This window comes from Longimycelium tulufanense (assembly GCF_014645795.1).
GTDB lineage: Bacteria > Actinomycetota > Actinomycetes > Mycobacteriales > Pseudonocardiaceae > Longimycelium > Longimycelium tulufanense.
The window spans coordinates 1-26,961 of record NZ_BMMK01000036.1 but is presented as its reverse complement, the minus strand read 5'-3'; the positions used below and the strand labels follow the sequence as shown (position 1 = coordinate 26,961).

The 26,961-nt window shown below is 70.1% G+C and carries 26 protein-coding genes; 15 read left to right on the top strand and 11 right to left on the bottom strand.

From position 1 onward, the window contains the following. Positions 1-18 precede the first annotated feature (18 nt). The 4 genes from IEY55_RS26105 (at position 19) to IEY55_RS26090 (ending at position 2,802) form a co-directional block, all read left to right on the top strand. Complete coding sequence (locus IEY55_RS26105) at positions 19-792, top strand: putative hydro-lyase (protein WP_189061227.1); 774 nt, start codon at positions 19-21, stop codon at positions 790-792. 263 nt (positions 793-1,055) lie between these two features. After that, a complete protein-coding gene (locus IEY55_RS26100) occupies positions 1,056-1,559 on the top strand; it encodes a hypothetical protein (RefSeq protein ID WP_189061204.1) in 504 nt (167 codons plus the stop codon). Further along, positions 1,547-2,224, top strand: coding sequence for a hypothetical protein (locus IEY55_RS26095; protein ID WP_189061203.1), 678 nt, complete (start codon positions 1,547-1,549; stop codon positions 2,222-2,224). The genes IEY55_RS26100 and IEY55_RS26095 overlap by 13 nt, the downstream gene beginning before the upstream one ends. An 11-nt stretch (positions 2,225-2,235) precedes the next feature. After that, positions 2,236-2,802: a hypothetical protein gene (locus tag IEY55_RS26090; protein WP_189061202.1), complete on the top strand. Its 567-nt coding sequence runs from the start codon at positions 2,236-2,238 to the stop codon at positions 2,800-2,802. A 54-nt stretch (positions 2,803-2,856) separates the two neighbouring features. Here the strand turns inward: IEY55_RS26090 and IEY55_RS26085 are convergent, their stop codons facing one another. Further along, complete coding sequence (locus IEY55_RS26085) at positions 2,857-3,015, bottom strand: hypothetical protein (RefSeq protein ID WP_189061201.1); 159 nt, start codon at positions 3,013-3,015, stop codon at positions 2,857-2,859. Between the two features lie 104 nt (positions 3,016-3,119). Beyond that, positions 3,120-4,367 (bottom strand): arginine deiminase, encoded by a 1,248-nt coding sequence (locus IEY55_RS26080; RefSeq protein ID WP_229686762.1) that lies wholly within the window; start codon positions 4,365-4,367, stop codon positions 3,120-3,122. 95 nt (positions 4,368-4,462) lie between these two features. Between IEY55_RS26080 and IEY55_RS26075 the strand changes: the two genes are divergently transcribed. Beyond that, entirely contained in the window at positions 4,463-5,005 is a 543-nt protein-coding gene (locus tag IEY55_RS26075; protein WP_229686761.1) for a DM13 domain-containing protein, read from the top strand. 66 nt (positions 5,006-5,071) lie between these two features. Here IEY55_RS26075 and IEY55_RS26070 read toward each other — a convergent pair whose 3' ends face one another. The 3 genes from IEY55_RS26070 to IEY55_RS26060 all read right to left on the bottom strand — a co-directional run bounded on the left by IEY55_RS26070 (position 5,072) and on the right by IEY55_RS26060 (position 8,352). After that, positions 5,072-5,830 carry a CPBP family intramembrane glutamic endopeptidase gene (locus tag IEY55_RS26070; protein WP_189061200.1) on the bottom strand — a complete coding sequence of 253 codons (759 nt, stop codon included), beginning with the start codon at positions 5,828-5,830 and terminating at the stop codon, positions 5,072-5,074. 107 nt (positions 5,831-5,937) lie between these two features. After that, entirely contained in the window at positions 5,938-6,756 is an 819-nt protein-coding gene (locus tag IEY55_RS26065; RefSeq protein WP_229686760.1) for a DUF2470 domain-containing protein, read from the bottom strand. Between the two features lie 399 nt (positions 6,757-7,155). Beyond that, positions 7,156-8,352: a homogentisate 1,2-dioxygenase gene (locus IEY55_RS26060; protein ID WP_189061198.1), complete on the bottom strand. Its 1,197-nt coding sequence runs from the start codon at positions 8,350-8,352 to the stop codon at positions 7,156-7,158. A 69-nt stretch (positions 8,353-8,421) separates the two neighbouring features. Between IEY55_RS26060 and IEY55_RS26055 the strand changes: the two genes are divergently transcribed. The 3 genes from IEY55_RS26055 to IEY55_RS26045 all read left to right on the top strand — a co-directional run bounded on the left by IEY55_RS26055 (position 8,422) and on the right by IEY55_RS26045 (position 11,291). Next, a complete protein-coding gene (locus IEY55_RS26055) occupies positions 8,422-9,300 on the top strand; it encodes a hypothetical protein (RefSeq protein ID WP_189061197.1) in 879 nt (292 codons plus the stop codon). After that, positions 9,297-10,502, top strand: coding sequence for a fumarylacetoacetase (gene fahA, locus IEY55_RS26050; RefSeq protein ID WP_189061196.1), 1,206 nt, complete (start codon positions 9,297-9,299; stop codon positions 10,500-10,502). The genes IEY55_RS26055 and fahA overlap by 4 nt, the downstream gene beginning before the upstream one ends. Positions 10,503-10,631: 129 nt before the next feature. Continuing rightward, entirely contained in the window at positions 10,632-11,291 is a 660-nt protein-coding gene (locus IEY55_RS26045; RefSeq protein WP_189061224.1) for an IclR family transcriptional regulator, read from the top strand. Positions 11,292-11,550: 259 nt separating this feature from the next. Here IEY55_RS26045 and IEY55_RS26040 read toward each other — a convergent pair whose 3' ends face one another. Continuing rightward, positions 11,551-12,153 (bottom strand): TMEM165/GDT1 family protein, encoded by a 603-nt coding sequence (locus tag IEY55_RS26040; protein ID WP_189061195.1) that lies wholly within the window; start codon positions 12,151-12,153, stop codon positions 11,551-11,553. 609 nt (positions 12,154-12,762) lie between these two features. On the opposite strand from IEY55_RS26040, the gene IEY55_RS26035 reads away from it, so the two are divergent. Genes IEY55_RS26035 through IEY55_RS26020 form a run of 4 tightly spaced genes read left to right on the top strand, consistent with a single transcriptional unit; the run spans position 12,763 to position 19,722 of the window. Next, a complete protein-coding gene (locus IEY55_RS26035) occupies positions 12,763-14,277 on the top strand; it encodes a cytochrome ubiquinol oxidase subunit I (RefSeq protein WP_189061194.1) in 1,515 nt (504 codons plus the stop codon). Positions 14,278-14,291: 14 nt separating this feature from the next. Further along, entirely contained in the window at positions 14,292-15,299 is a 1,008-nt protein-coding gene (gene cydB, locus IEY55_RS26030) for a cytochrome d ubiquinol oxidase subunit II (protein ID WP_189061193.1), read from the top strand. Beyond that, positions 15,296-18,574: a thiol reductant ABC exporter subunit CydD gene (cydD, locus tag IEY55_RS26025; RefSeq protein WP_189061192.1), complete on the top strand. Its 3,279-nt coding sequence runs from the start codon at positions 15,296-15,298 to the stop codon at positions 18,572-18,574. The genes cydB and cydD overlap by 4 nt, the downstream gene beginning before the upstream one ends. 5 nt (positions 18,575-18,579) lie before the next feature. Continuing rightward, positions 18,580-19,722: a GAF domain-containing sensor histidine kinase gene (locus IEY55_RS26020; protein WP_189061191.1), complete on the top strand. Its 1,143-nt coding sequence runs from the start codon at positions 18,580-18,582 to the stop codon at positions 19,720-19,722. A gap of 60 nt (positions 19,723-19,782) precedes the next feature. On the opposite strand, the gene IEY55_RS26015 is transcribed toward IEY55_RS26020, so the two are convergent. The 3 genes from IEY55_RS26015 to IEY55_RS26005 all read right to left on the bottom strand — a co-directional run bounded on the left by IEY55_RS26015 (position 19,783) and on the right by IEY55_RS26005 (position 22,290). Continuing rightward, positions 19,783-20,307 carry a DinB family protein gene (locus IEY55_RS26015; RefSeq protein ID WP_189061190.1) on the bottom strand — a complete coding sequence of 175 codons (525 nt, stop codon included), beginning with the start codon at positions 20,305-20,307 and terminating at the stop codon, positions 19,783-19,785. Between the two features lie 98 nt (positions 20,308-20,405). After that, positions 20,406-21,449 (bottom strand): zinc-binding dehydrogenase, encoded by a 1,044-nt coding sequence (locus IEY55_RS26010; protein ID WP_189061189.1) that lies wholly within the window; start codon positions 21,447-21,449, stop codon positions 20,406-20,408. Between the two features lie 187 nt (positions 21,450-21,636). Beyond that, positions 21,637-22,290, bottom strand: coding sequence for a response regulator (locus IEY55_RS26005; protein WP_229686759.1), 654 nt, complete (start codon positions 22,288-22,290; stop codon positions 21,637-21,639). Between the two features lie 147 nt (positions 22,291-22,437). Here IEY55_RS26005 and IEY55_RS26000 point away from each other — a divergent pair, with 147 nt between their 5' ends. Continuing rightward, positions 22,438-22,989, top strand: a complete 552-nt coding sequence (locus IEY55_RS26000; protein ID WP_189061187.1) for an Hsp20/alpha crystallin family protein — start codon at positions 22,438-22,440, stop codon at positions 22,987-22,989. Between the two features lie 306 nt (positions 22,990-23,295). Here IEY55_RS26000 and IEY55_RS25995 read toward each other — a convergent pair whose 3' ends face one another. Further along, the gene (locus IEY55_RS25995; protein ID WP_189061223.1) at positions 23,296-23,910 is read right to left on the bottom strand and encodes a macro domain-containing protein; all 615 of its coding nucleotides are present in this window, start codon (positions 23,908-23,910) and stop codon (positions 23,296-23,298) included. A gap of 149 nt (positions 23,911-24,059) precedes the next feature. Here IEY55_RS25995 and pheA point away from each other — a divergent pair, with 149 nt between their 5' ends. Further along, positions 24,060-24,995 carry a prephenate dehydratase gene (gene pheA, locus IEY55_RS25990; RefSeq protein ID WP_189061186.1) on the top strand — a complete coding sequence of 312 codons (936 nt, stop codon included), beginning with the start codon at positions 24,060-24,062 and terminating at the stop codon, positions 24,993-24,995. 270 nt (positions 24,996-25,265) lie between these two features. Here pheA and IEY55_RS25985 read toward each other — a convergent pair whose 3' ends face one another. Continuing rightward, on the bottom strand, positions 25,266-25,406 hold the full coding sequence (locus IEY55_RS25985; protein ID WP_229686758.1) for a metallopeptidase family protein: 141 nt from the start codon (positions 25,404-25,406) through the stop codon (positions 25,266-25,268). On the opposite strand from IEY55_RS25985, the gene IEY55_RS25980 reads away from it, so the two are divergent. After that, positions 25,405-26,928 (top strand): recombinase family protein, encoded by a 1,524-nt coding sequence (locus IEY55_RS25980; protein ID WP_189061185.1) that lies wholly within the window; start codon positions 25,405-25,407, stop codon positions 26,926-26,928. The genes IEY55_RS25985 and IEY55_RS25980 overlap by 2 nt on opposite strands. The last annotated feature ends 33 nt before the right edge of the window (positions 26,929-26,961 follow it).

The following is a 26,961-nucleotide window of genomic DNA, read 5'->3' as shown; positions in this document are numbered from 1 at the left end:
ACCCCGGACCCGTCCCGACTGGCCCCGCCCGCGGCGCGGTCGCTCTTCCGCGCCGGTCTCCGCGTTTCGACGAGCGGATGGTGCGCCGGCTGGACCCAGGCGAACCTCGTCGCGGTGCCCCGCGACCTCGCCTACGACCTCCTCGTGTTCGCCCAACGCAACCCGAAGCCGTGCCCCGTCCTGGACGTCACGGATCCGGGTGTGGCGCGGAGCGCCCTGTTCGACGGTGACCTGCGCACCGATCTGCCCGCCTACCGGGTCTACCGCGACGGTGAGCTGGTGGACGAGGTCACCGACGTCCGCGAGCTGTGGCGGCCCGATCTCGTCGCGGTCCTGCTCGGCTGCTCGTTCACCTTCGAGGACGCGCTGTTGACGGCCGGCGTCCCGGTCCGCCACCTCGAAGTCGGCCGGAACGTGCCGATGTACCGCACCTCGATCAGCTGCCGTCCGGCGGGAAACCTTCGCGGACCCCTCGTGGTCACGATGCGTCCGGTGCCGGCCGCGAAGGTGGCGACCGCGGCTCGGGTGACCGCCCGCTATCCCGCCGTACACGGTGCGCCTGTGCACGTCGGTGATCCCGCGGCCATCGGGATCCACGATCTCGACGCGCCCGACTACGGCGACCCGGTGCCCGTCCATTCCGGCGAGGTCCCGGTCTTCTGGGCCTGCGGCGTGACGCCGCAGGCCGCGATCCAGGCGTCCCGCCCGCCGTTCGCTCTCTCCCACGCACCCGGCTACATGGCGATCACCGACGCCCGCGACACCAACTACCTCGTTCCCTATGAGGAGTGATCGCTTGCCGGTGCGGGCGGATCTCACTCGCTTGACGCTGTGATGCCTCCGTTCGGCCGATAGGAGCTGGTGCCGCACCCCGCTACGGTCCTACTCGGGCACAGGGATGCCGAATCTGGGGTCTGGGGTGATCTCGTCCACTATGGACGGGTCAGTTTTCTATTGATCTTTCCGTTGCGTCGTCGCGGGTCTTGGTGCTGTTGGTCGAGTCTCCGACCCCGTGTGTGTCCCTGGCCACCTTGGACGATCGAGCGAGGGGGATCATGAAGTCGCGTTCCATCCTGATTGCCACTGTCACCGCGGCAGCGCTGTCGGTCCTGCCCGGCGTGGCGCACGCTGCCGACGTGGACGAGTCCGCCAACATTGGTTCGCGAGGCGCTTCCTCGTATACCGCCGAGGGTGCCGTCGCCATCCAGGCTGCGAAGGAGAACTGCGGCGTGCGGGTCAACCGACCGCACCCGTCGGGCACCACCCCGCGCCAGATCCACACCCGCGTCGAGTCGTTCTGCAAGACGGGCGTGGTCACCTCCAACAAGATCACCGGCAAGAGCTACCGCTCCCGGTGGTACGGCTGGGAGCACCGCAAGACCAAGTCCAACGGCCCCAAGGCCAAGAGCTACATCCGGGTCACGGTCGACCCGAGCTGCAAGCCCGGGGACAAGCACCGTTGGCGCACCGAGGGTTACGGCCGCGCCGTGATCAACGGGAAGGCATACACCGCGTCCGCCTACGAGCAGAACGACAAGGAGATCACTTGCCGGGGCTGACCTGCTCCGGTCGGAAGCGGCCGTGCCGGACGGGCGTGATCGGCGTGGCGCTGCTCGTGCCGACGCTGGTCTCCTGCACCGGCGAGCCCGGCGGGCCCGGCGGGTCTGTGTCGGCCAACGCCGGGGCGAGCAGCGCCTCTGCTCGCCCCGGCGTCCCGTTCCTGCCCGAGGAACGGATGAGCGCACCGGAACAGCCACCTGGTGTGGCAATCGCGTCGCCGGTGGATCAGCGGAAGGTGGTGCCTCGTCGGGTCGCTTTCGACTGGTCGGCCCGGGGTGGCGGAGTAGAGCTTCCACCCGACCGGGTGGACTGGCCCGTCACCCCGATCGGGAACGGTACGGCAGAGATGGTCTTCGGCCTCGGCACCGAGCAGGTTCCGTCGCGCGTCGTCTTCTACGAGTACTCCGATGTCGGTGAGTCGGGAGTGCCCGAGGAGGACGCGGGCACGGAGTCCCTGTGCGGCTACGAAGATCCGGCGAACCGCTGCTACTACGAGATCGACCGGGAGCGACGCAACGTCCGGCTGCATGTCCCGATCGAGGACGACCATCTGCCCTACTGGGTTCTCCAGGCCGCGTGGCCCGTTCCCGGGGCGGGCGGTTCCGGCGGCGAGGAGCCCCGCGAGGGCTCGGTATCGTGGTTGCTCCGAGTCGACCGGCCGTGAAGGAGCCGATCTTGCGGGTCGATCTCAACGCATTCCTCGCCATGGCCACGAACGTGCGGGCCGGAAGCGTTCGCGCCATCGTGGAGACCACCGACGAGACCGGTGCTCCCACCACCGAGTCCGTTCACGAGCTCGATGCCGAGGACCTGCTGCACTGGACGCACCGGATGCGGGACGAGCGCAGCGGGGAGACGCTCGAAACCGCGTGCGACGGTCGGGAACTCACGCGCACGAACGGCACGCATACGGCCGTCAGCGACCTGCCCGCCGAGTGGAGTCTCGACGATCCGCGCCACTTCTATACCTGGCTTGCTATCGACGACACGTGGCTGGTCGAGATGATCCGTCCTTTCGACTTTCTCGCCAAATTGCTCCTTACCGACCAGCGGGCTGAGGGGGGCAACCTGATTCTGGCCGGCGAGCCGCTGGGCAACGAACCTTCCCCGTACAACGGCTTCGCCGTGCCGGACGGGCGCCAGATCGTCGCGTTCCTGGAACCGGAGCACGCGGGACTGTCTCAGGTGGAGATCTACCACGGGGATCGACTGACCGCCCGTTTCACCCTCACCCGGGGATAGCTGTACACCAGCGGACGAAGGAGCCGCCCCGTGGCTGGGGCATCGGGGACATTCCTACGGGGCCGGTGTGGCTCCCCAGCGAGAATTCTTCTTCTCGTCGAGGGGCAGGTGCTGGCGCGGCAGGATGCCCTCGCGTCGAACGTCGAATACACCAGGCTGGGCGAAGATGTTCGGTCCGGCGAGGAAGTCGGAACTCGGCAGCGGCGTGGTCAAGGCCGCCACCGCATTGCTCGCATTGCGCTCGTCGCGAAAATGCTCGCGTGTGCAGGTGCGTGCACTGGTGGTGGGGGGTCGAGCGACCTCCCACCACCGATGGGTCAGACCAGCGGGGCGCGGTCGATGGGGCAGGACATGCAGCGCGGCCCACCACGACCGGAACCCAGCTCGGAGCCGGAGATGCGCAACACCTCGATACCGGCGTCCTCCAGCCGCGCGTTGGTCTCGACGTTGCGCTCGTAGGCCATGACGACGCCGGGCTCGAGGGCGAGCGTGTTGTTGCCGTCGTCCCACTGCTCCCGCTCGGCGGTGATGGGGTCCAGCCCGGTGTCGATGACACGCAGCCGCTCGATCCCCATTGCCTCAGCGGCGGCTTCCAGGAACGGCACGGGACCGTCGACCTGTACCCCGCCGCTCTCGTCGGGACGCAACGGATAGGCGGACAGCGAGTCACGCACCGCCGGGTACATCACCACGGCGTCGCGGTCGACCATCGTGCAGACGGTGTCGAGGTGCATGGTCGCCCGCTCCTGGGCGATGGGCACCGCGAGCACGGTGTGCGCGAGGCCGTCGGCGAACGCGGAACGGGCGAACGACTCGGCGCCCGCCGGTGTCGTCCGCTCACCGACGCCGATCGCCAGCACGCCCGGCGCCAGCAGCAGGACGTCGCCGCCCTCCAGCGGAGCAGAGTGCGCGCCATAGGCGCGGTCGGTGCGGGAGAAGCGCGGGTGGTAGGCGTAGATCAGGTCCATCAACGAGGTCTCGCGGCGCCGAGCGGGCATCGCGAGCGAAGTGATCGCCACCCGGTCGCCCACCCACACCGACGAGTCCCGGGTGAAGAGCAGGTTCGGCAGCGGCAGCACGGCGAAGTCGTCCGGGTGGTGCATCCGGCGCACCAGCGAGGCGCCTTCGGCGGCCGGCAGCTCCGCGAACGTCATCCCGGCCGTCAGCACGTGCGAGAGGCTGGCCGCGTCGAGTCCGGTCAGGTGCGAGCGCAACGCGTCGGAGAGGTCGAGTCCGAGCCGCCGCTCGTCCACCGCGGACAGCACGCCGGCCGCCCGCGCCCGCCGGTCGGCCAGCGCCTCCTGGAGCACTTCCGACAGCAACAGCACCTCGACGCCGCGGGCGGTCAACGCCGCGGCGAAGGCGTCGTGCTCGGACTGGGCGCGGTCCACCCAGGGGATGCCGTCGAAGAGCAGCTGGTCGTTGTTGCGCGGCGTGAGCCGTTTCAGCTCGGCACCCGGCCGGTGCAACAGCACCGTGCGCAGCGGACCGACCTCGCTGTCGACGCGGGGCGCGGCACCGGGCTGGGCGGTGGGGATCGCCGGTTCGGCCTGTTGGGCTGTCACGCCGCGAGCGTAACCCCCTCGTAAGGAGAAATCTGCATACGAAGGGCCCCCTTTTGGCGTTGTATGCAGTGAACTGCCAACTAGAGGAGCGAAACGTGAACCAAAAGGCGGCTAGAGACAGAGGATCGTTGCGTCGCCGGGTGGCCTGGATCGTGATTGTCGTCGCGGTCCCGGTGCTGGTCCTGGGGCTGTGGGCATTCCAGCCGTGGAAGGCGTTCACCAGCAGCAACATCGACGAGGCATTGCCAACGGCGCCCGTGGTGACCAACAGCACCGCGGCCGACACGCGGAGTGGCCCCGAGGTGCTTGCCGAGGGGCGGTTCGTGTCGCAGGAGCACGAGACCAGCGGGGTGGCCAGGGTGGTCCGGCTGGCGGACGGCTCGCGGGTGTTGCGGCTGGCGGAGCTGGCCGGCAGTGACGGGCCAGACCTGCACGTGTGGCTGACCGACCAGGAGGCCGGCGGCGACTGGTTCAAGTACGACGACGGCCGCCACGTGCCGCTGGGCAAGCTCAAGGCCACCCATGGCAACCAGAACTACGAGATCCCCGCCGACCTCGACCTCGGCGGGCTGCGGAGCGTGGTGATCTGGTGCGACCGGTTCAACGTGGCCTTCGGCTCGGCGCCGTTGGCGCTGTGAGCCCCGCCCGGCCCCGGGCGGCTCGCCGGCAGTGGTTCCTGTCGGCGAGCCGGCCGGCAGCGCCGGCTAGTGGAGCCAGGAGACGTGGCGCATCAGCACGGCTGACCCGACGAAGGCGACGATGTCGATCAGGGCGTGCCCGACGACCAGCGCCCACAGCCGGTTCGTGCGCTGCCAGACCCGGCCATAGACCAGGCCCATGACGATGTTGCCGAGGAAGCCACCGAACCCCTGGTAGAGATGGTAGGAGCCGCGGAGCACCGCGGAGACCAGCAGTGAGCGGTTCTCCGACCAGCCGAGCTGCCGCAGCCGGGTGATCAGGTACCCGACGACGAGCACCTCCTCCGCCCACGAGTTGGCGATTGCGGACAGGATGAGCACCACGGGCCGCCACCACGACTCCCCCAGCGTGGACGGCAGCACGGTGAGGTTCAGGCCCAGCGCCCGCATGAGAAAGTAGAAGCCCAGCCCGGGTAGGCCGATCACGGCCGCCAGCCCGGCGCCCCACGCGCCGTCCCGCCAGGGCCGTGACCGGTCCAGACCGATCGAGGCCAACGTGTGGCCGGCCTTCCACAGCAGGTAGGCACCGAGCACGCCCCACACCACGAGCTGTAGCACCCCGGTGAGCTGCTGAGCCATGTCGATCAGGTCCACGGCACCGCGGGGCGCGTGGATCGCGACCTTCTGCTCGGACAGCGGGGTGGGACGGAGTAACGCGTCGAGCAGTGAGAAAAGGCTTCGTAGCCCGGAAAGCCCGAGCGTGGCGCCGAACACCAGCACCAGCTCGAGCTTGATCGTCCCGCGGTTCTCCACCGTCCCGGTCATCGCGGCCAATCTAAAGGCCGGTGATCTCCGCTGACGCGATGGCCTTCAGCGGGCTCGTCACACACGGCGTGAACTCGTGGGGACTCCGTGACGCGTTGCGGTGGGGGTCAGGTCCGGGCCCCGGTCAGGAACGGGCAGCCGACGAGGCGACGGAGCTCCAGGGAGAGCTCGCGCGTGTCGGCGATCGGGTGGGAGAAGGCGAGCCGGACGTCGTGGTCGCCGGACTCGGCCTCCACCCGCAGCCGCAGGCCGAACCGGTCGATGCCCAGTGGCCGGACATGGCCGCCGCGCAGGTCCTCCGGCAGGTGGCGGGCGAGCAGCCCGACCACGTCGCGGTGCGAGAGCTCGAGGTGCTGCAGCCAGCTCTTCTCGAGCTTGCAGAACGGGTCGGGGCGGGCCGCGGCGAACTCGGCGACCGTGAGCGAGCTGGTGCCCTCGGCGTCGGCCAACACGAGGGAGACCGGGTGGAGGCCGAGCAGGGTGGCGCCGTGCCCGACGTCGAGCAGGCGCGGGTCGGGGCGCTCCGCGGCGACCGCGAGCGCCGCGGCCCGCTGGTCGTCGCTGTTCGGGGCGCGCAGCCAGCCGGTGATCCACAGCAACCCGCGGACCGGCTCGCGGAGGCGGACCGGGGCCGGGTCGGCCAGCTCCAGCATGACCGGCAGCTCGCTGCGCGGCGCGAGGAAGGCGTTGGCGACGAGCGGGTGGTCGTCAGCGAGGAGGACGGCCGCCGTGCCGTCCGGGTGGACGTGGTGCAGCAGCGGCACGACCCGGGCGGTGTGCTCGCCGGAGGGGACCAGCGCGGCCCGTCCGCCCCGGGCGACCAGCGAGCGGGCGCGTTCGGCCGGGTCGGGCACGGCGGGTCGCCGGTCCGGCACGGACTGTCGGGACTGCTCCGGCACGGCTGGCAGATCAGGGCTCGTCGGCACCGGCCTCACCTCCAACTTAGGGAAGCCTAACCTGCCTCCTCGTTCCAGGGGAAGGCTGCCCACTCCGGCCAGGTCCCGGCCGCACGTCCGCAACGGACATTGCGGACGGACATCGAGGACTACGGATGCGACGCGGCCGCGGACGCACATTGGGCGGATCCGGTCGTCAAGGTCTCCGTCCCGGCCGCGGCCGTCCTGGCCGGGAGTGCCGGTCGGACCGAAAGGTCCGACGCCAGGGTCCCTCGTTCCGGAGCGCACTTGCGGACCACAACAGCGGAGCTCGCAGGCGATGGGGCGCCGCACCGCCAAGCCCGGGGCCGACTTGAGCAGCGAGCTCCAAGCGACCCCGGGCCTCCAGTGAGTACTCGGCGGTTTCCGCGGTCAGTGTTGCAGCAGCGGTCAGCCCCAGTCGGGGCCGCGCTGCGCCCAGCTCCACGCGTAACGCGGGTCTTCGCACGCCTGCCCGCCCTCACCCAGTTCCAGCGGGCGGAACGTGTCGACCATGACCGCGGTCTCGTCGAAGAACTCCGCGCCCAGCGAGGCTTCCACCGCACCCGGCTGCGGTCCGTGCGTGCATCCCGAGGGGTGCAACGACATCGAGCCGATCCCGATGCCCGATCCCTTGCGTGCCTCGTAGTTCCCGCCCACGTAGAACATCAACTCGTCCGAATCCACGTTGGCGTGGTTGTACGGCACCGGAATCGCCAGCGGGTGGTAGTCGACCTTGCGCGGGCAGAACGAGCAGACCACGAAGTTCGGCCCCTCGAACGTCTGGTGCACGGGCGGCGGCTGGTGCACCCGCCCCGTAATGGGCTCGAAGTCCCGAATGTTGAACACCCACGGGTACAGGCACCCGTCCCACCCGACCACGTCGAACGGATGATGCGCGTACGTGAACCGCGTCAACCCCGCCCGGTGCCGCACGAGCACTTCGGTGTCCTTGTCCGCCTCCGCGTCCGATGCCAGCAACGGCTCGCCCGGCCCACGCAGGTCGCGCTCGCAGTAGGGCGCGTGCTCCAGGAACTGTCCCTTGGCCGACAGGTAGCGCCTCGGCGGCCCGATGTGGCCGGTCGCCTCCAGTACGAGCAGTCGCATGGGGTCTCCCCCATCCGGAACGACCCGATAAGTGGTGGAGGTCGGGAGAACCACGTAGTCCCCGTCCGCCACGGTCAACGCGCCGTAGATCGTCTCCACCACGCCCGAGCCGGACTGCGCGTAGAGCAGCTCGTCTCCGAAGGCGTTGCGGTACAGCGGGCTCGGCCGCGTCGCCGCGGCGAAGCAGATCTTCACGTCGCCGTTGCCGAACAGCAGGCGACGCCCGGTCACCGCATCCACGTCCGCCGGTGCCTCCCACTTCAGATCCTGCGTCCGGAAATGGCGTGGCTTGAGCGGAAGGTTCGCAACTGTGGAACGGTCGTCCGTGACGTGCTCGGCGTTCACGATCGCCGTGGGAAGGTGCCGGTGGTACAGCAGCGCGGAATCGGAGGAGAAGCCCTCCACCCCCATGAGCTCCTCCGCGTAGAGACCGCCGTCCGGCTTCCGAAACTGCGTGTGGCGCTTTCGGGGGATCTCGCCGACGCTGCGGTAGTAGGGCATTGCTCCCTCCGAGTGTTCGGTTAGCGGACAGCTTTGTTCACCTGTCCGAACACCACTAGCGTTGCAGCCGTGTCAAGCGCCGTTGAGCTCCGCGCGCCCGGTCCGCGCGGCATTCCCCCACTGCTGGCCAGGCTCGTTGACGACGCCGCGTTGTTCCCGCCGGGCAGCGCGGAGATGCCGGACGCGGTCCGCGGTCACCTGGAATCCCGGACCGGCCCCTACGCCGGTGTGCTCGGGCTGTTCCTGTGCCCGGCGTCCCGGTTGCCCGAGCTGGTCACCGAACTGGTCAAGGCCAAGCCGGCCAAGCCGGTGGCGCTCTCCCTGGTGATCGACACCGGACTGGGCGGGGTGCCCAAGGCGGTGTCGCTGGTGGAGTCCCGCCGCGAGCTGCTCGCCCTGCGCATGGTCGAGATGCCCGCGCCCACCGACGTGGACGACATCTGGCTGGAGCGGGTCGCCGAGTTCGTGCCGGAGGACGCCATCCGCGTGGTGGAGCCCCGCCGGCCCAGCCCGGGTGACCGCGGCGAGTGGCTGACCAGCGTGCGGAAGGTCGCCGAACACGGATGCTGGCCCAAGCTGCGGTGCGGTGGCCTGACGCCGGAGGCGTTCCCGAGCGTCGAGGAGGTCTCCGACTTCCTTTCGGTGGCCACCACGACCGGGGTGCCGTTCAAGGCCACTGCCGGCCTGCATCACGCGGTCCGCTACGTCGACCCCGAGACCGACTTTGCCCACCACGGCTTTCTCAACCTGCTGGTGGCGACCGGTCGCGCGTTGTCCGGCAAGGACGTGAAGACCGCCCTGGAGTCGACCGACAGCGTCGCGCTCGCCGCCGAGGCCCGTGGCCTGCCGGAGGCGGCGGCGAACGCGGTGCGTGGCGTGTTCGCCTCCTACGGCTCGTGCTCGCTGTCCGAGCCGGTGCACGACCTGGAAGGGCTGGGGCTGCTGTGAGCTGGATCGACGATCCCGAGTTCCGGCCGGACCGCCCGTTCGGACCGCAGACCCTGCCCTACGGCGTGGTGACGGTGGACGGTGCCGACGTGGTCGCCGTGCGCGTGGGTGACCATGCGCTGCCGTTGCCGCCGCTGGCCGGCTCGCTCGACGAGCGTGTCGCCGACCTGGTCACGGCGGGCTCACTGGATCCGTTGCTGGCCGCCGGTCGCGCGGCGTGGAGCGAGCTGCGCGCCGGACTGGTCGACCTGGTGACCGCCGCGAGTGCGCCGCGTGGGGCGCGACTCGTGCCGCTGGCCGACACCACGGCGAAGCTCCCGTTCACGGTCGCCGACTACGTCGACTTCTACTCGTCCCGGAACCACGCGGAGAACGTCGGCCGCATGTTCCGGCCGGACGGCGACCCGCTGATGCCGAACTGGACCCACCTGCCGGTGGGGTACCACGGCCGCGCCGGCACGGTGGTGGTCTCCGGTACCGACGTCGTGCGGCCCAGCGGGCAGAGCCGGCTTAAGGGCAGCGACAACCCGGTGTTCGGCCCGAGCCGCCGGCTCGACATCGAGGCGGAGGTCGGGTTCGTCTGCGGCGGCCCGGTGCGCTCCCGGGTGCCGGTGTCCGACGTTGCCGAGCACGTGTTCGGCGTCGCGCTGGTCAACGACTGGTCGGCGCGGGACATCCAGGCGTGGGAGTACCAGCCGCTGGGCCCGTTCCTGGGAAAGTCCTTCCTGACCTCGATCGGCGCCTGGATCACGCCGCTGGACGCACTGGCGGTGGCTCGGGTGCCGGTCGCGGCACCCGAGCACCCGCTGCTCGACTACCTGGTCGATCCCGAGCCCTGGGGCCTGGATCTCCGGCTGGAGGTCAGCTGGAACGGCAGCGTCGTGGCCCGCCCGCCGTTCGCCGAGATGTCCTGGACGTGCGCGCAGCAGCTCGCCCACATGACGGTCAACGGTGCGACGGTCCGGTCGGGTGACCTGTTCGCGTCCGGCACGGTCTCCGGGCCGCAGAAACACCAACGAGGTTGTTTCCTGGAACTCACCTGGGGCGGTAGGGAGCCGGTGCGGCTCGCCGACGGCAGCGAACGCACCTTCCTGGAGGACGGTGACACCGTGGTGATCACGGCGACGGCCCCCGGCGAGGACGGTTCCGTGGTCGGGTTGTCCGAGGTGGCCGGCACGGTGCGGCCGGCGGAGGAGGGGTGAGGCGTGCGGAGCGCTGTCTTACCCGGTTCGCCCGGCCACCGGCCGGGTGCGGGTCCCCCGCGGGAACAGGAGTAGCCGGTGGTTGCCTCGAGCGCGCGGGCCGGCGACCCCGGGCACGGGGCGCCGGGAATGCCGGTGCCCCGGCCCGTCGGCAAGGAGAGCTCGCTGACCCTGGAGCGGGGCCTGGCCCTGCTCCAGGCCGTGGCCGACGCCGACAGCGAGGCGCCCAACATCAGCGACCTGGCGGCGGCGATCGGGGCCAGCCGGGCCGCGGTGTACCGGCTGCTGGGCCCGCTGCAGGCGCGGGGCCTGGTGCGGCGGGAGGGCTCGCGGGTGCGGCTGGGCCTGGGCGTGCTGCGGCTGGCCGCCCGGGTGTTGCCGCAGCTGCGGTTCGCGGCCCTGCCGATCCTGCGTGACCTGGCCGAACGGGCCGGTGCGACCGCGCACCTGACCGTCGCCGAGGGCGGGGAGGCGCAGGCGGTGGCCGTGGTCGAGCCGAGCTGGACGACGTTCCACGTCGCCTACCGGGTCGGCAGCCGGCATCCGGTGTCGCGCGGGGCGGCCGGCCGCGCGATCGACCTGCCGCCGGCCGATCCGGGCACCCGTCCACAGTGGGTCACCACGCACAGCGAGTTGCAGCCGGGCGCCTACGGCGTGGCGGCACCGGTGCGCGGTGTGGCCGGGCTGCGGGCCAGCGTCGGGGTTGTCGCGATGGAGCAGTTGGAGGCAGAGGAGATCGGGCCACAGGTGGTGGCGGCCGCGGCCGCCGTTGCGGCCGCCCTCAGCTAGCGGGGGCGGCCCGGCAAGCCGGCACCAGGGTGCCGGCCGTGCCCACCGCACCATCGACGTTGTCCTCGGCTGTGTGCCGCGTCGTCGGTTCCTGTCGCGGGTGGACGGAAACCGCGAGCGGCCCGGACCACCAGCCGCGAACAGAACCGCGTTTCGGGGCCAGTACTCGGGTACCTGTCCCGGCCGTCCCTGCCGGACCGGCGGAGAGACCTCCGGCGGTGGCACCACGAGAACAGGCTGCCCGGGCGGTCGCCCCTCATCACCCCGTGGCGGCCTGCAACGCGGCTGCCGCCGCGAATCCGGCGAAGACGAAGCCCGCTCCCCGGTGCACCCAGTGGGCCGGAACGCGTTCCCGGATCCGGCCGCCGATCGCGACCGCGAGCAGGGTCACGCTCACCAGCGCCAACCACGAACCCAGCCCGACCGCCAGCGGCTCGGCGTACCGGGCGGCCACGCCCGCCGCGGTGAGCTGGGACGCGTCTCCCCACTCGGCGGCGAAGATCGTGCCGAAGGACGTGATCGCGGCACGCGGGAACGTGGCCTGTGGCCGGATGGCGGCCGCCTGTCCCGCAGCGTCCGTATGGCCGTTGGCGAAGCCCTCGCGCAGCAGCATAAACGCACCGATGGCGAACAACACCGCCACCGTGATCGCCACCATGCGCTCGGGAAGCAACGTGATCGCACTGCCGACGGTCACCGCGATCGTGGCCTGCAAGGCAAACGCGACCGCGCAGCCGACGACCACGGGCAACGCCCGGAAGCGCGTCGTCAGAACGAGTGTGAGTGCGGTCGTCTTGTCCGGCAGCTCGAGCAAGAACACGGCGCCGAACGCGACCGCGAGCGCAGTCAACCAGGAAACCATCGGGGTCCCTCCACGTCCGGCCCGGACGGGGGGAAAGGCGACCCCGACCGGGCATTACTACCCGGCCGGAGGTCTCGTTCGCCCAGTTGCTTCCTGGGTGAGGGACCGGATCGGCGCGAAGCCGATCAGTATGTCGATCACCTCGCCGGACCGCTGACGCGGTCACGGGAACTACTCCCCTCTGGCAATCGCCGATGCTATCCCGCGCATGGGCCGGGAAGTCCGGTGACTTCCGGCACACCCGCCCGTCTTCCCGGCCACCGGAAAGTTGCGGCGTCGGTAACAAGTCGCTGTGGGCGATTTGGCCCCGTGGCCAGCCGTCGGCGCCGGGGGAGAGCACCCGTTCCCCCGCCGGCCCAGGGTTGGATTGCTCGGCTGGGGGCTTTACTGCGCCTTGCCGGCGCGATGCTCGCTTCGCCCGTCACCTCGCGGTGTCGGATTGCTCGGCTCCGGGCTTCGCTGCGCGCCTTGCCGACGCGATGCTCGCTTCGCCCGTCACCTCGCGGTGAGCGGTTTCACCTTGTCCTGGGCGGGTCGGGACCTTGGTCCCGCGGTCTTCGGGACCGCCGTACCCTGCGCGGATGTCGGCTCCGGGGAAAGATTGATCTCGTGGACGTCCTCGACGTGGCACGGTGGCAGTTCGGGATCACCACCGTCTACCACTTCCTGATGGTGCCGTTGACCATCGGCCTGTCGATCCTGGTCGCCGGTATGCAGACCGCGTGGGTGCGTACCGGTAACCCGCGGTACCTGGCGATGACCAAGTTCTGGGGCAAGCTGATGCTGGTCAACTTCGCCATGGGCGTGGTGACCGGCATCGTGCAGGAGTTCCAGTTCGGCATGGCCTGGAGCGCCTACTCCCGGTTTGTCGGCGACGTGTTCGGGGCGCCGCTGGCGATGGAGGCGCTGGTGGCGTTCTTCGTCGAGTCGACCTTCCTGGGCCTGTGGATCTTCGGCTGGGACCGGCTGCCCAAGCGCGTACACCTGGCGTGCGCGTGGGCGTTCTCCCTGGCCACCATTGCCTCCGCGTACTTCATCCTGGCGGCCAACTCCTGGATGCAGCACCCGGTCGGCATCGAGTTCGTCGACGGCCGGCCGCGGCTGACCTCGATCTGGGCCGTGCTCACCAACAACACGGTGCTGGCCGCCTTCCCGCACACGGTCGCGGGCTCCTTCGCCGTGGCCGGTGCGTTCCTGGTCGGCATCGCCGCGTGGCACCTGTGGAAGAAGCACCGCGACAGCGCCGAGGACGACCCGGACCGCCGGGTGTGGCGGGCGTCGCTGAAGCTCGGCAGCTGGGTGGGCATCGTCGCGTTCGCCGGCCTGGCGATCTCCGGTGACCTGCAGGGCAAGTTGATGTTCGAGCAGCAGCCGATGAAGATGGCCGCCGCCGAGGCCCTGTGCCACACCGAGGAACCGGCCAGCTTCTCCGTCTTCGCCGTCGGTGACGTGAGCCGTGCGGACTGTGAGAGCGTCAAGAGCATCACCGTGCCGGCCCTGCTGTCCTTTCTGGCCAAGAACGATTTCAGCAGCGAGGTGAAGGGCGTCGAGGATCTGGTGCAGGAGTACCGGGCCAAGTACGGCGCCAACTACCCGGACGACCCGCGCCTCGGCGAACTGGCCGGCAAGCCGATCGACTACGTCCCCGCGCTGCCCGTCACCTACTGGGGCTTCCGCCTCATGATCGGGTTCGGCGCGATCTCCGCCGGGATGGCCGTGCTTGCCCTGTGGTTCACCAGGAAGAACCGAGTGCCACCGGGCAGGTGGTTCCCGTTGTTCGGGATCCTGTCGATCGTGACACCGTTCCTGGGCAACAGTTTCGGCTGGATCTTCACGGAGATGGGCCGGCAACCCTTCGTCGTGGTGCCCAACCCGACCGGCGTCGACGGGGTGTGGATGTACACCGCGCAGGCCGTGTCCGCCGGGGTGAGTGTTGGCGAGATGTTGACCTCGCTGGTTGCGCTGACCCTGGTGTACGGCGTGCTCGCCGGCGTGGAGGTCTTCCTGTTGCGGCGGTATGCCCGCGCCGGTATCCCCGGTGTGCTCCCGTCCTGGAACAAGCCGCCGGAACCGGCCGGGGCGGACGGGAAGAAACCCGAAGATGTCCTGGCCTTCGCCTACTGAGGAGCTGCGCAAAAATGGACCTCGCGACCTTCTGGTTCATCGTCATCGCGCTCTTCTGGCTCGGCTACCTGTTCCTGGAGGGCTTCGACTTCGGCGTCGGCATGCTGTTGCCGGTGCTGGCCCGGGACGAGACCGAGCGCCGGGTCATGATCAACACGATCGGCCCGGTGTGGGACGGCAACGAGGTGTGGCTGATCGTGGCGGCCGGGGCGATGTTCGCCGCGTTCCCCGGCTGGTACGCCTCCCTGTTCAGCACCGCCTACCTGCCGCTGTTGCTCCTGCTGCTCGCGTTGATCGGGCGCGGGGTGGCGTTCGAGTACCGGGGCAAGGTGAACACGGCGCGGTGGCGTTCGGTGTGGGACCGCGTGATCATGATCGGCTCCTGGGTGCCACCGCTCATGGTGGGACTCGTGCTCAGTGCGAACGTTCTCGGCCTGCCGCTGAACGAGTTCGGTGACCGGGTCGGCTCGCCGTTGGTGATCCTGCGGTGGGAGACGCTGGTCGGTGCGCTCGCGGTGGTCGGGTTCAGCCTGGTACACGGTGCGGCCTTCATCGCGCTCAAGACCGACGGCGAGATCCGGCACCGTGCCCGGCGCCTCGCGGTCCGGCTCGCCCCCGTCGCACTCGCCCCGCTGGTCGTGCTGCTCCTGCTGGTGCAGTTGCGGGAGGGATCGGCGTGGTCCTGGGTCCCGCTCGTGCTGGCCCTGCTCGCGGCCGTGGGTGCGGTCGGTTTCCTGCTGCGGGGCCGGGAAGGCTGGGGGTTCGCGTCGTTCGGTGTCGTGGTGGCCGCCTCGATGGTGACCCTGTTCGGCGCGCTGTACCCGAACGTCATTCCATCCACTTTGGACACCGTCTACTCGCTGACCGTGCACAACGCGTCGTCGAGCCCGTACACCCTGACCGTCATGAGCTGGATGGCCGCTTTCGGAGCACCCGCGGTCCTCATCTACCAGGCGTGGACGTACTGGGTCTTCCGCAAGCGCATCGCCACCCACCACATCCCTCCGGTGCACGCGCCGTGACCACCCGAGGCCCACTCGGTGCCCTGCCGAGACTGTCCCGGTCGACGCGGATCGCGTTGGGGGCCGGCGCGGTTCTCGCGGGGCTCACCGGCGCGGCCCTGATCGCCCAGGCGTGGGGCCTGGCCACCGCGCTGGCCGCGGTGGTGACGCGCGGCGTGGGGACGGACGCGCTGCGCGGCCCGGTCACCGTGCTGGCCGTCGCGGTGGTGGCCCGTGCGGTGCTCGGCTGGGCCACGGAGGCGGTCTCGGCGCGGGCGGCGGCCAGTGCCAAGGAGGAGCTGCGGTCCGCTCTGCTCGACCGGGCGCTGGCGCTCGGGCCGGAGTGGATCTCGCGGTCGGACCGGCCGGATCGGGGGCCGGCCGGCCTGACCGCGGTGGCCACCACCGGGCTGGACGCGCTCGACGCCTACTTCACCCGCTACCTGCCGGCACTGGTGACCGCCGCGGTCGTGCCACCGTTCGTCGGCGCCTGGATCCTGGCCATCGACTGGGTTTCCGCGGCGCTCGTCCTCGTGACGGTCCCGCTGGTCCCGCTCTTCGCGATCCTGGTGGGCAAGTTCACCGAGGCCCGCGCGGCCCGGGCGGCGGACGCGACCGCACGGCTGTCTGGCTACCTGCTGGAGCTGGTACGCGCGCTGCCGGTGCTGGCCGCGTTCGGCCGGGCCGCCACGCAGGCACGGACGGTGCGCCAGGTGGGCGAGGCGCACCGGACCGCCACGATGCGCACGCTTCGGGTCGCGTTCCTGTCCGCGCTGGTGCTGGAGCTGATCGCGACCCTGTCGGTCGCGCTGGTCGCGGTGGGCATCGGGATGCGCCTGGTGAGCGGCGAGCTGGACCTGGCCACCGGCCTGCTCGTGCTGGTACTGGCGCCGGAGTGCTACCAGCCGCTGCGTGCCGCGGGTGCGGCCCACCACGCCAGCGAGGACGGCCTGGAGGCCGTACGCCGGGTCGAGGAGGTGCTGGCCGAGCCGGAGCCGGATGGCGGTGACGCCGAGCCACCGCGTTGGCGCGAGCTGCGGATCGAGGCATTGCGGGTGCGTCGGCGCGGCGGGTTCGCGCCGGACGGGCTCACGGTGGTGGCCCGCCCGGGGGAAGTGACACGGCTGGATTCGCCGAGCGGGGCCGGCAAGTCCACCACTTTCGCCGTGCTTCTCGGTTTTGCGGCTCCGGACTCCGGGCGGGTCACCCTCGACGGTGTCGATTTGTCCACAATAGACAAGACCGCATGGCGTCGCCGGGTGGCCTGGGTGTCGCAGCGCCCCGCGTTCAGCGGTGGGACGGTCGCGGACGAGCTGGCCTTGGCCGTTACTGACCGCAGTGGAGGAGCGTCGCTCTCCGAGGCGGAACTTCGCGCCGTGCTGGCGGAGGCTGCTGCCGAGCACCTGCTGGACCGTCGGGTGGACCAGCTTTCCACCGGTGAGCGGCAGCGGGTCGCGGTCGCGCGTGCGTTGTTGCGCGTGTGCCACGGGGCTGAGCTGTTGTTGCTCGACGAGCCCACCGCGCACCTCGATCCCGCGACGGCTGGGCGAGTTTCGGCTGCTGTACAGCGGGCCGCTGAGTCCGGTGCCGCTGTCATCCTCGCCAGCCATCGTAGTGCCTCGCCGGTTGCTGAGCCGGAGCACGAGCAGGCGGTTCCGGAAGTGTCCGAAGTGGACACACCCGCCCGTGTTCCGCTGCTCCGCTTGCTGGACAGGCGATTGCTGGCGGGTGCTGGGCTTGGTGCGCTGGCTGTTGCGTCCGGCGTCGGCCTGACGGCCGTTGCCGCGTGGCTGATCGCACGTGCCTCCCAGCAACCTCCGATCCTGACCCTGACCGTCGCCATCGTCGCGGTCCGCACTTTCGGTCTGTCCAAGGGAGTTCTGCGATACCTGGAGCGTCTCGTCTCGCACGACGGCGCGTTCCGGCTCGCCGAACGGCTGCGGCTCGGACTGTGGGAGACGCTGGTTCGGCTCGGCCCCGCTCGTACCGCACGGCTGCGGCGCGCGGACGGTCTCCAGCGGCTCGTTGCCGACACCGACGCGGTGCGTGACCTCGTGCCGCGGGTGTTGTTGCCACCGATGACGGCGCTGGTGCTCGCGATCGGCGCCGTGGTGCTGGAGACCTGGGTGTTGCCGTCCGCCGGGCTCGTCCTGGCCGTGGCGTTGCTGGTCGCCGGGATCGGCGCGCCGCTGGTGGCCCTCGCCGTCGAGCGCCGAGCGAGCACGGTACTGGCCGCGGGCCGGCGCAAGGTCGCGGCGGGCGTACTCGGGTTGCTCGATGCCGCGCCTGACCTGATCGCTTCCGGGGCGCACCGTGTCCGCCGGACGGAGTTGGCGTCCGCCGATGCGGAGCTCGCCGCACGTAGTCGCCGGCAAGCAGTGGGCACCGGCGCCGCTACGGCCGTGATCGTCGCCGCCACCGGGGGAGCAGCGCTGGTCAACACCGTGCTGGCGGCGTCCGCAGTGGCGGCCGGGCAACTCGATCCGGTGCTCGCGCCGCTCCTCTCCCTGGTCCCGCTCGCCGTGGTCGAGGCCGTGGCCGGTCTCCCGTTGGCCGCCCAGCTCTCCGGCTCGTTGCGGGCTGCGCATGGCCGCGTTGCGGCCCTGAGTGCCCAGCCAGGCGCACAGCGCGGGAGCGAGCGGACGGAACACCGCGGGGTTCGCCTTGCCGACGTCGAGGTGCGGTGGCCGGGGGCAGTTGAGCCCGCACTGCGGGGTGTCGATCTTGATCTGCCGGACGGGGCGCGCGTTGCGGTGGTGGGTCCGTCGGGTGCCGGGAAGTCGACCTTGTTCGCGCTGCTGCTGGGATTCCTGGTGCCGGAGCGAGGCCGTGCGGAGCTGCCCGGAAGGGTCGCCTGGTGCCCGCAAGAGCCGATGCTGGTGTCCACGACCATTCGGGAGAACCTACGGCTCGGCGACCCACGCGCCGGTGACGACGACCTGAGGTGGGCTTTGCGCGCGGCGCAGCTTTTCGGATGGACCGAGCGGCTCGACGAGTTGGTGGGTACCGGTGGAGCCACCGTGTCGGGCGGGGAGGCGCACCGGCTCGCGATCGCCCGGACGTTGTTGCGGGCCAGGGAGTGCGATCTCGTCCTGCTCGACGAGCCGACCGCGCACCTGGACGTGGAGACCGCGGACGCGTTGCTCGCCGAGCTACGTCGGGTTCTGGACGGCCGAACTGTCCTGCACATCACGCACCGGCCGGAGGAGGCCGAGGCGGCTGATTTCGTGGTTGAGGTCACTGGTGGCCGGGTCAGTGCGGCCGCCGCGCAGGGGACAGGACTTAGCCTGGCATGAGGACCATGGACCCGACCCTAGCCACCCGCGCACTCGCCGCCTCGACGGAGATCACCACGGCGGCGTTGGCCGGCGACGACCCGGACTCGGTGTTGCCGCTGGTGGTTCGGCGTGCCGCGGAGCTGACCGCATCGGATCTAGGCGTGCTGACCGTGCGCAACGACGACGGCCGGCTCACGGTCGAAGCCGCGCACGGGACCGGGGGCGACGCACAGACCGTGCTCGGCAACGTGCTCTCGGGAAGGTCAGCCGCCGCACGAGTCGCGCGCAGCGGCGTTCCGATCGTCGTCGACGATCTTACCGCCGACCCCCGGACGGCGCCGTTCGTGCCGCCGACCCTGCGGGGGTACGGGCCGTTCGTCGTGGTGCCGTTCGGGACGCGTGAGCGGCGGCTGGGTGCCTTGGCTGTCTACCGGCGGCGTGGCGGGCAGCCGTTCACGCCGGTGACCGTGGACCTGCTGCACTCCTTCGGCGCGCAGGCGGGTCTGGCGATCGTGCTCGCCGAGGGGGCGACCGCGAGGCAGCGGGTCGCGGTCTACCAGGAGCGTGACCGGATCGCACGTGACCTGCACGATCTGATCGTGCAGCGGTTGTACGCGGCGGGCGTGCAGCTCGACCTGCTCGGCCGGCGGCTGAGCGGCCAGCTCGATCCCGCCGACGCCGCACGGCTGGCTGAGGCCGTCGACCAGCTCGACCAGACCATGGCCGAGGTGCGGGCGACGGTGCGCGCGCTGACCTCCGCCGACCCGGGCGAGCAGGTCAAGGCGCCGGACCTGGTCGACTCGGTGCGCGCCGAGGTGGACACCGCGGGTGAGCTGCTCGGTGTGCGGCCGACGCTGGAGATCTCCGGGGACGTGGCCGGGGTGCCGGTGCCGGTGGCCGACCACGCGCGAGCCGCGTTGCGGGAGGCGTTGTCCAACGTCGTCCGGCACTCCGGGGCGCGGTCGGTGGTGGTCCGGCTGGTGCGGGATGTCCACGGGCTACGGCTCCAGGTGGCCGACGACGGCTGCGGGATCCCGCCGGGGGTCACGCGGCGCGGGCTGCGGCACCTCGAGGAGCGCGCGACGGCGGCTGGTGGCCGCTGCGTGGTGACCTCCTCACCGCGCAGCGGCACCAACGTGTCGTGGGAAGTGCCGTTGCCGGGTTGATCAGCTCGCCCACTGCAGTGTTGGACTGCTCGCCTCCGGGCTTCGCTGCGCGCCTTGTCGCTACGTTGTGATGCTCGCTTCGCCCGTCATCGAGCGTGTCGTGTTCGCACCGTCGAGAGCTTCCCGGATTATGTCGGCGTGGCCGCAGTGATGCGCCGTCTCCCGCAGGAGATGGAGCAGGATGAAGCGGATCGACCAGGCCGGCGGCTCGGGCCACCATGGAGCCGCCGGGAGCTGGATCACGCGGTCGAGATCGGTCAGCGTGGCGACGGCTTCCTCGGTTTCCCGCGCGGCCGCCGTGTAGTCGGCGACGAGCGAGGCGAGGGTTTCCCCTTCGCCCATGCGGTATTGCTCCTCGGAACCCGGCCAGCCGGGAGGGTTGCCGTCCCGCTCGGTCACGATGTGGGCCCAGGTGCGCTCGCACGCCGTGAGGTGCTTGACGATGCCGGCGAGGGTGAGGTCGCTGACGGTGGTGCGTTGCGTGGCTTCCTCGTCGCCGATCCCGCGGACGGTGATCAGCAGGAGGTCCCGCTGCTCGGCCAGAATCCGCAGGATCGTGGCACGCTCGCCGCTGAGGCTGCTCATGGTCGCTGGTCCTTCCCCCAGGAACTGGATGCAAAGGACCGTAGGCGAGACACCTGACAGTCAGCGCCGGCCTGCGGGCCATGCCGGGAGGGACTTCGTCAGGGTGTGGAGACCTCGACCAGGGCCTTCAGCGTGGTGCGGGCGGACATGTCGCGGTACGCCCGGGGAACCTCGGCCAGCGGGTAGGCGTGGTCGAACACCGGCACCGGGTCGAACCGACCGGACAGCACGTCCGGCAGCAACTCCTCGATGTAGGCGCGCGCCGGCGCGACCCCAACCCGCAGACCAAGGTTGCGCGAGAACATCTGTTGCACGTCGATCGTGCTCACCTCGTACGGCACGCCGACAGCACCGACCTGCCCGCCATCCGTCGCGATCCCGAGCGCGGTCGCCATGGCCTGGTCGGTGCCGACGCACTCCAGCACGCAGTCCACGCCGATCCCGTCGGTGATCTCCCGAACCCGCGCGATCGCCTCGTCCCCGCGCTCGGCCACCACGTCGGTGGCGCCGAACCGCTTGGCCACCGCCGCGCGATCCTCGTGCCGACTCATCGCGATGATCCGCGACGCCCCGAGCCGGGCGGAGGCCAGCACACCGCACAACCCGACCGCGCCATCCCCGACCACGGCCACCGTGGCGTCCTTCGCCACGCCCGCCATCTTCGCCGCGTGGTGCCCGGTGGGGAACACGTCACTGAGGGCGAGGACACCGCGCAGGCGCTCCACCGGCGTGCCCTCCGGCAGCGGAACCAGCGTGCCGTCGGCGCAGGGCACCCGCACGGCCTCGGCCTGCCCGCCGTCGGAGGTGCCCTCACCCCACACCCCGCCGTTCACGCACGAGGTCTGCAGCCCACGCCGGCAGTAGTGGCAGGTGCCGTCCGACCACGCGAACGGCGCGACCACGAGTTGCCCGGGACGCAGATCGCGTACCTCGGGACCCACCTGCTCCACGACACCGAGGAACTCGTGCCCGGTTCGCCGCCCGGGGCTGAACGGCGCGATCCCGCGCCACCCCCATAGATCACTGCCGCAGACACAGGTGAGGACGACCCGCACCACTGCGTCCGTGGGCTCGACCACAACGGGATCGGGCACCTGCTCCACCCGAAGGTCCCCGGGTGCATACGCGACGGATGCCAGCATGAAGTCCTCCCAACGGCGGGCCGCGTTGCGCCAGGTACAGCAATCACGGCCACCGGTATTTACTTTCGCTCCCTAATTAATTGTAGTGCCGGCATACGGTAGATGGCCGCAGGTAGTGGACTTCTTCACGATCGCCTGGACGCCCGGCCGGCTGGTCGTGATGCTGGAAAGCGGACGAAGGGCCTGGTCAGCGGGGCTCGTGATCGCGGAACCGGCGGGCGACCCACGCGGCCGCCTGGGTGCGGCGTTCCATGCCTAGCTTGGCCAGTACCGAGGTCACGTAGTTCTTCACCGTCTTCTCGGCCAGGAACAGCCGCGCCGCGATCTGGCGGTTCGTCAGGCCCTCGCCGATCAGTTCCAGCACCCGACGTTCCTGGTCGGTCAGGGCCGCCAGCTCGTCGTCCGGCCCGCCGGCCGCCTCCCGGCGCATCCGCTCTAGCACCCGGCCCGTGGTCACCGGGTCCAGCAGCGACCGGCCGGCCGCCACCTCACGCACCGCGGTCACCAGGTCCTGGCCCCGCACCTGCTTGAGCAGGTAGCCGGCGGCCCCGGCCAGGATCGCGCCGACCAGCGCCTGCTCGTCGTCGAACGCGGTCAGCACCAGGCAGTGCGGTGGCCGGTCGAGGTCGCGCAGCTGCCGGCACAGGGCCACGCCGTCGCCGTCCGGCAGCCGGACGTCGACCACCGCCACGTCGGGCCGGTGCGCCCCGGCCTGGGCCAACGCTTCCCGGGCGCTGCCCGCCTCGGCGACCACCTCGATGTCGTCCTCGGCGGCGAGCAGGTCGCGCAGGCCGCGCCGGACCACCTCGTGGTCGTCGACAAGCAACACCCGCACCCGCACGAGGACACCGTACGACGACCCGCACCACGCCCGGACGGCCGCGTTGCCGGGAACACCGGGAGGGGACGAAGTGTTGGCACTCATGTAGGGCGAGTGCCAAGAGGCTCGCCAGGACCCATAGGTTCGTCCGGACAGGAGGGATGCGACATGACGCTCGTTCGTCGGTCGATCTGGGATCCTTTCACCTCCCTGGTTCGGCAGATGGACCGGGAGTTCGACTCGCTCGTGCGGCGCGCGTTCGGCCCCGGCGCCGGGACCGAGGTGACCGGGTTTGTGCCCGCCGCCAACATCGCGCGGGAGGGCTCGGACGTGGTGATCACGCTCGAGCTGCCGGGTATCGACGTCGAGCGCGACGTCGACGTGGAGGTGGCCGGGGGACGGCTGGTGATCAGCGGCCGCCGGACCGAGGAGCACGAGGACACCGAGGGCGGCCTGGTCGTCCGGGAGCTGCGCTCCGGTGAGTTCCGCCGCGAGTTCGCGCTTCCCGAAGATGTGAGCGCCGACCGGGTCGAGGCCGACTACGACCGCGGCCTGCTCCGGGTCCGGGTGCGCGACATCGCCCGGCCGGCCGTGTCACCGGCGAAGATCAAGATCCGTGGTGCCGGCCGCGCGGAGAAGCCGGCGGTCGAGGGCGCCCCCGCCGAGGAGAAGGACACCCACGCCGAGGAGAAGGACACCCCCGGCGACACCGCTCGGTGACGGGCGAAACGAGCATCGCTGCGTAGCGGCAAGGCGCGCAGGGAGGCCCGGAGCCGAGCAACCCGACAACTGGGCAACCGTGGCGGCGACCAGGCGGCGCCGACCACGGCCCAACCGACGACGAGGGTGGCGCCACCTGACGCCACCCTCGTCGTTTCCGTGGGACCGCCGGGGGATGATCAATGCCGCGCCACTGCGGAGGCCGTCGGCGAGTGCTCGACCGAGGCCCCGGCCCGACACATCGGCGACATACCGATCGTGGCTGTCGAGCAGGTACCTCACGAGTCCGAGATCGGCCGGCCAGGGTCATGGCCGGGTCGTCGCTCCCCCAAAGACCTCGTCCCAGGCCGCGGCCACCTGCCGGGCGCAGGTCTTCGGCTCCACCCCGCCGACGCCCGTGCCCAACCCGGGCATGGCCATCGCCCGCACCGCGCGCCACACCGGCGTGCCGTCCTCCATCCGGCCGTCACGCCACAGCCGGAAAACCGCGCGGGCGGCGAGGTAGGGGTGCACGGTGTCGCCGGGCAGCCGCTCACCGGGCGTGCGCATGGTCGGCGCGCTGATCAACCAGGCGGGTGCCGGGACACCGGTCGGCACCACCAGCGCCTCGCCCACCGGCAGCTCGCCGCCGTGCAGGGCGAGCACCGCGCTCCGGACGTTCTGCTCGACGTGGGGAAACGCCCGGGCATACAGGGCGTCGATGCCGCCCCGCATCCAGCCGTAGGAGTTGGCCGGGCTCACCACGGCGTCCACGTCGAGGTCGAACACCGAGCCGGGATGCACGGTGATGCGCGGGCGGTCGTCGGCCACCTCCCGCCATACCTCGGCCAAGGGCGCCTCCACGGCGCACAACACGAGCTGCGGTGCCAGTACCGCTCCGTTCGTCGGGCCCTCCGAATCGGCGGTCACGCCGAACAGCATTGCAGGAACTGACACGGCCCGTAATGGGGAGGCATACCCCACCGGGGAGCGGGCCGCAGCCTAGGCTGACGCTCTTATCCCGTGCGGCAGCCCGTTCCCGCATCGCGAGGGCGACCGGCACCCGGGGCCGGCTGTTCTAGGCTTGGCCCGTGCCGCGCATCGGATACTTCGGCCCAGAGGGAACGTTCACCGAGCAGGCGACGCGCTCGTTCTGCACTGATGCGGGCCCAATTCCGCCGGACAGCGCGCTGGTGCCACTGGAAACCATCGGCACCGCGCTCGACGCGGTGCGCGCCGGTGAGGTCGAGGCGGCCTGCGTGCCGGTGGAGAATTCGGTCGAGGGATCGGTGGCAGCCACGCTGGACGCCCTGGTGTCGGGCGAGCCTCTGGTCGCGGTGGCCGAGACCGTGTTGCCGATCCGGTTCACCGTGCTCGTGCGGCCCGGGACCACAGCCGCCGACGTGCGGACCGTGGCGACCCACCCGCACGCCGCCGCGCAGGTACGCAACTGGTTGTCGGAGCACCTGCCGGGGGCCACGGTGCTGCCGGCGTCCTCGACCGCGGCAGCGGCGGTCGGGGTGGGACGGGGCGAGTTCGATGCCGCGGTGGCGGCTCCACCGGCGGCCGAGCGGTACCCGCTGGACGTGCTCGCCTCCAACATCGCCGATGTCCGGGACGCGGTCACGCGATTCCTGCTCGTGCGGCGCCCCGGGACGCTGCCGGAGCGGACCGGGGCGGACCGGACCGCCCTTGCCGCGGTAACGGCGGATCGCATCGGTGCGCTCTCCGAGGTATTGACCGAGCTGGCGGCGCACGGGATCAACATGACGCGCATCGAGTCGCGCCCAACCCGCAACCGGCTCGGCGAGTACCGGTTCTTCGTGGACTTCGAGGGGCATGTGGCCGATGCGCGCGTCGGGGCGACATTGGCGGCGCTTCGGCGGCGGTGCACAGAGGTCCGGTTCCTGGGCTCGTTCCCGCGTGCGGACAAGGTGCCGAACACGGTGTTGCCGACCAACGCGGATACGGATTTCGCGGCGGCGGCGAAGTGGCTCGAGGACGTGCGCGCGGGCCACAGCGCCTGAACTCGGACGAACTCGGAGCGCGTGGACTCGGAGTCTTTGATCGGGAGCCGCTCAACCAGAGTCCCTTCCCGCATCCCTGAACCGGCATCGCTGCACCGGAGTCCCCGCGCCCGGCGGGCACCACTTCGCGTTATCCAAGTTGTTCGCCAGCATTTCGACAGCTTCTTCCCGGAGCCTGCCGAATGCCGACTGCCATGGCGATTCGCCCGGGAAGCACCGTGGCCGGCGCCAGGCCAACGCACCAATACCTTCCGCAACTGCGGCCGACCGTCAGCCCCAACCCAGCTCGTGGAGCCGCTCGTCGTCGATCCCGAAGTGGTGCGCGATCTCGTGAACCCAAAAAAGCTCGTGAGACATCTCTTCACCCCGTAGGGTGACCACGCTGGTCACGGGCAGGACGAGAGGAAGCATGTCAAGACGGCAGCCAGCGAAGCGCGTGCTTCGCGCGGTGTTGTACCTCCGCATCTCTGACCTCACCGACACCTCAACCTCCATCCCCCGGCAGGAGAAGGCCGGGTGCCGCAAGGCTGAGGACGTCGACGCGAAGGTTGTCGAGGTCTACAAGGACGAGGACAAGTCGGGGTACCACGAGTATGTCAAGCGTCCGGGCTTCGATGCGGCCCTTGACGCGCTGCGGGACGGTCGTGCCGATGTCCTGATCGTATTCAAGGTTGATCGGGCGACACGGCAGGGAATTCCGCAGGCAGCGGAGATTATCCGTATTGTATACATGACCGGCTGTCGCTTCATTTCCATCATGGACGGTATCGATTCCGCGAATGAGGGCTGGGAGCTACAGCTGACAATCGCGGCCCATCAAGCGCACAAGGAGTCCAAGAACACGGCAGATCGAGTTGGGGATCTACGTCGTAATGAACGTGATGCCGGTCGGTGGATGGGGCACCGTCCCTACGGGTTTCGTGTGACGCCGGAGCGGAAACTGGAGCTACATCCGGAGGAAGCGGAAACCATCAGGGTTATTGCTGCGAGGGTGCTCGACGGTGAAACGCTACGCTCTGTTGCAAGGTGGCTCAACCTTCAAGGGTACGACTCTCCGAGATGGGCAAGCAGGAAGGAGAGAATTAAGCAGCTTGAATCCAAGGGGGAGCCGTTGAAGGTCCAGAAACTTCGAGAAAAGCCAATGAAGAGTCCCAATTCATGGTCGTGGCCGGTTATACGGCGGTTGCTCACCTCGCCGACCATGGCAGGCTATCTGCCCCACAAAGGTGAGATTTACCGGCACGCGGAGACTGGAGAGATGGTCCGGGTAGGACCCGAAATACTTTCGTTTGCGGATTATTCGCAACTGCGTGCCATGTTCGGTCATCCTGTTCCAGTTCACTGGACTCGCGCAGCGATTCCGGGAGGCAGGTCCAAGGATACCAAGCGCCCTATTAGAGGACTCTTGGCTGACTTCCTGTACTGCGGTGAATGTGGGAGTCGAATGGAGTACGACACCACGTTTTCGCGCAACGGCTCCCCTGTCCCCCGCTACCGGTGCAAGCGGCGAAGCATGGGTGGACGATGCCCGGGTGTTCTTATGTATGCCCACAACGCGGAAGACCTTGTTGCCGCCGCCGTGCTAAGCCGGATCGGTGCTCTTGAACCTGATGACCCGTCGCTCCTGGCGATTGCTCAACGTTGGGCCGATCAAGCAGAACCAGATGCTGCGGCGCGAAGGGCAGAGCTTGAGGGGTTAATTCAAGAGGAGGAGAGGTTTCTAGAGCGTCTGGAAGACGAAAAGCTAAATGGGCTGTTCAAGGGGCAGCGGGGTGAAGCTCGTTTCCGGCGTCGCTATCAAGCGAGTAATGACCGCCTCGAACAGTATGAGAAGGAACTGGCAGGATTGCCGAGTCAACAGTCCGTCAACATCGGGTTTATCGACGAGATTGAGTCCCTAGCTAAGAGCGTGTCTCACTTGGTAGATCGTTGAGGTGGGGTAGATGATCTCCACTCGTGGACGATC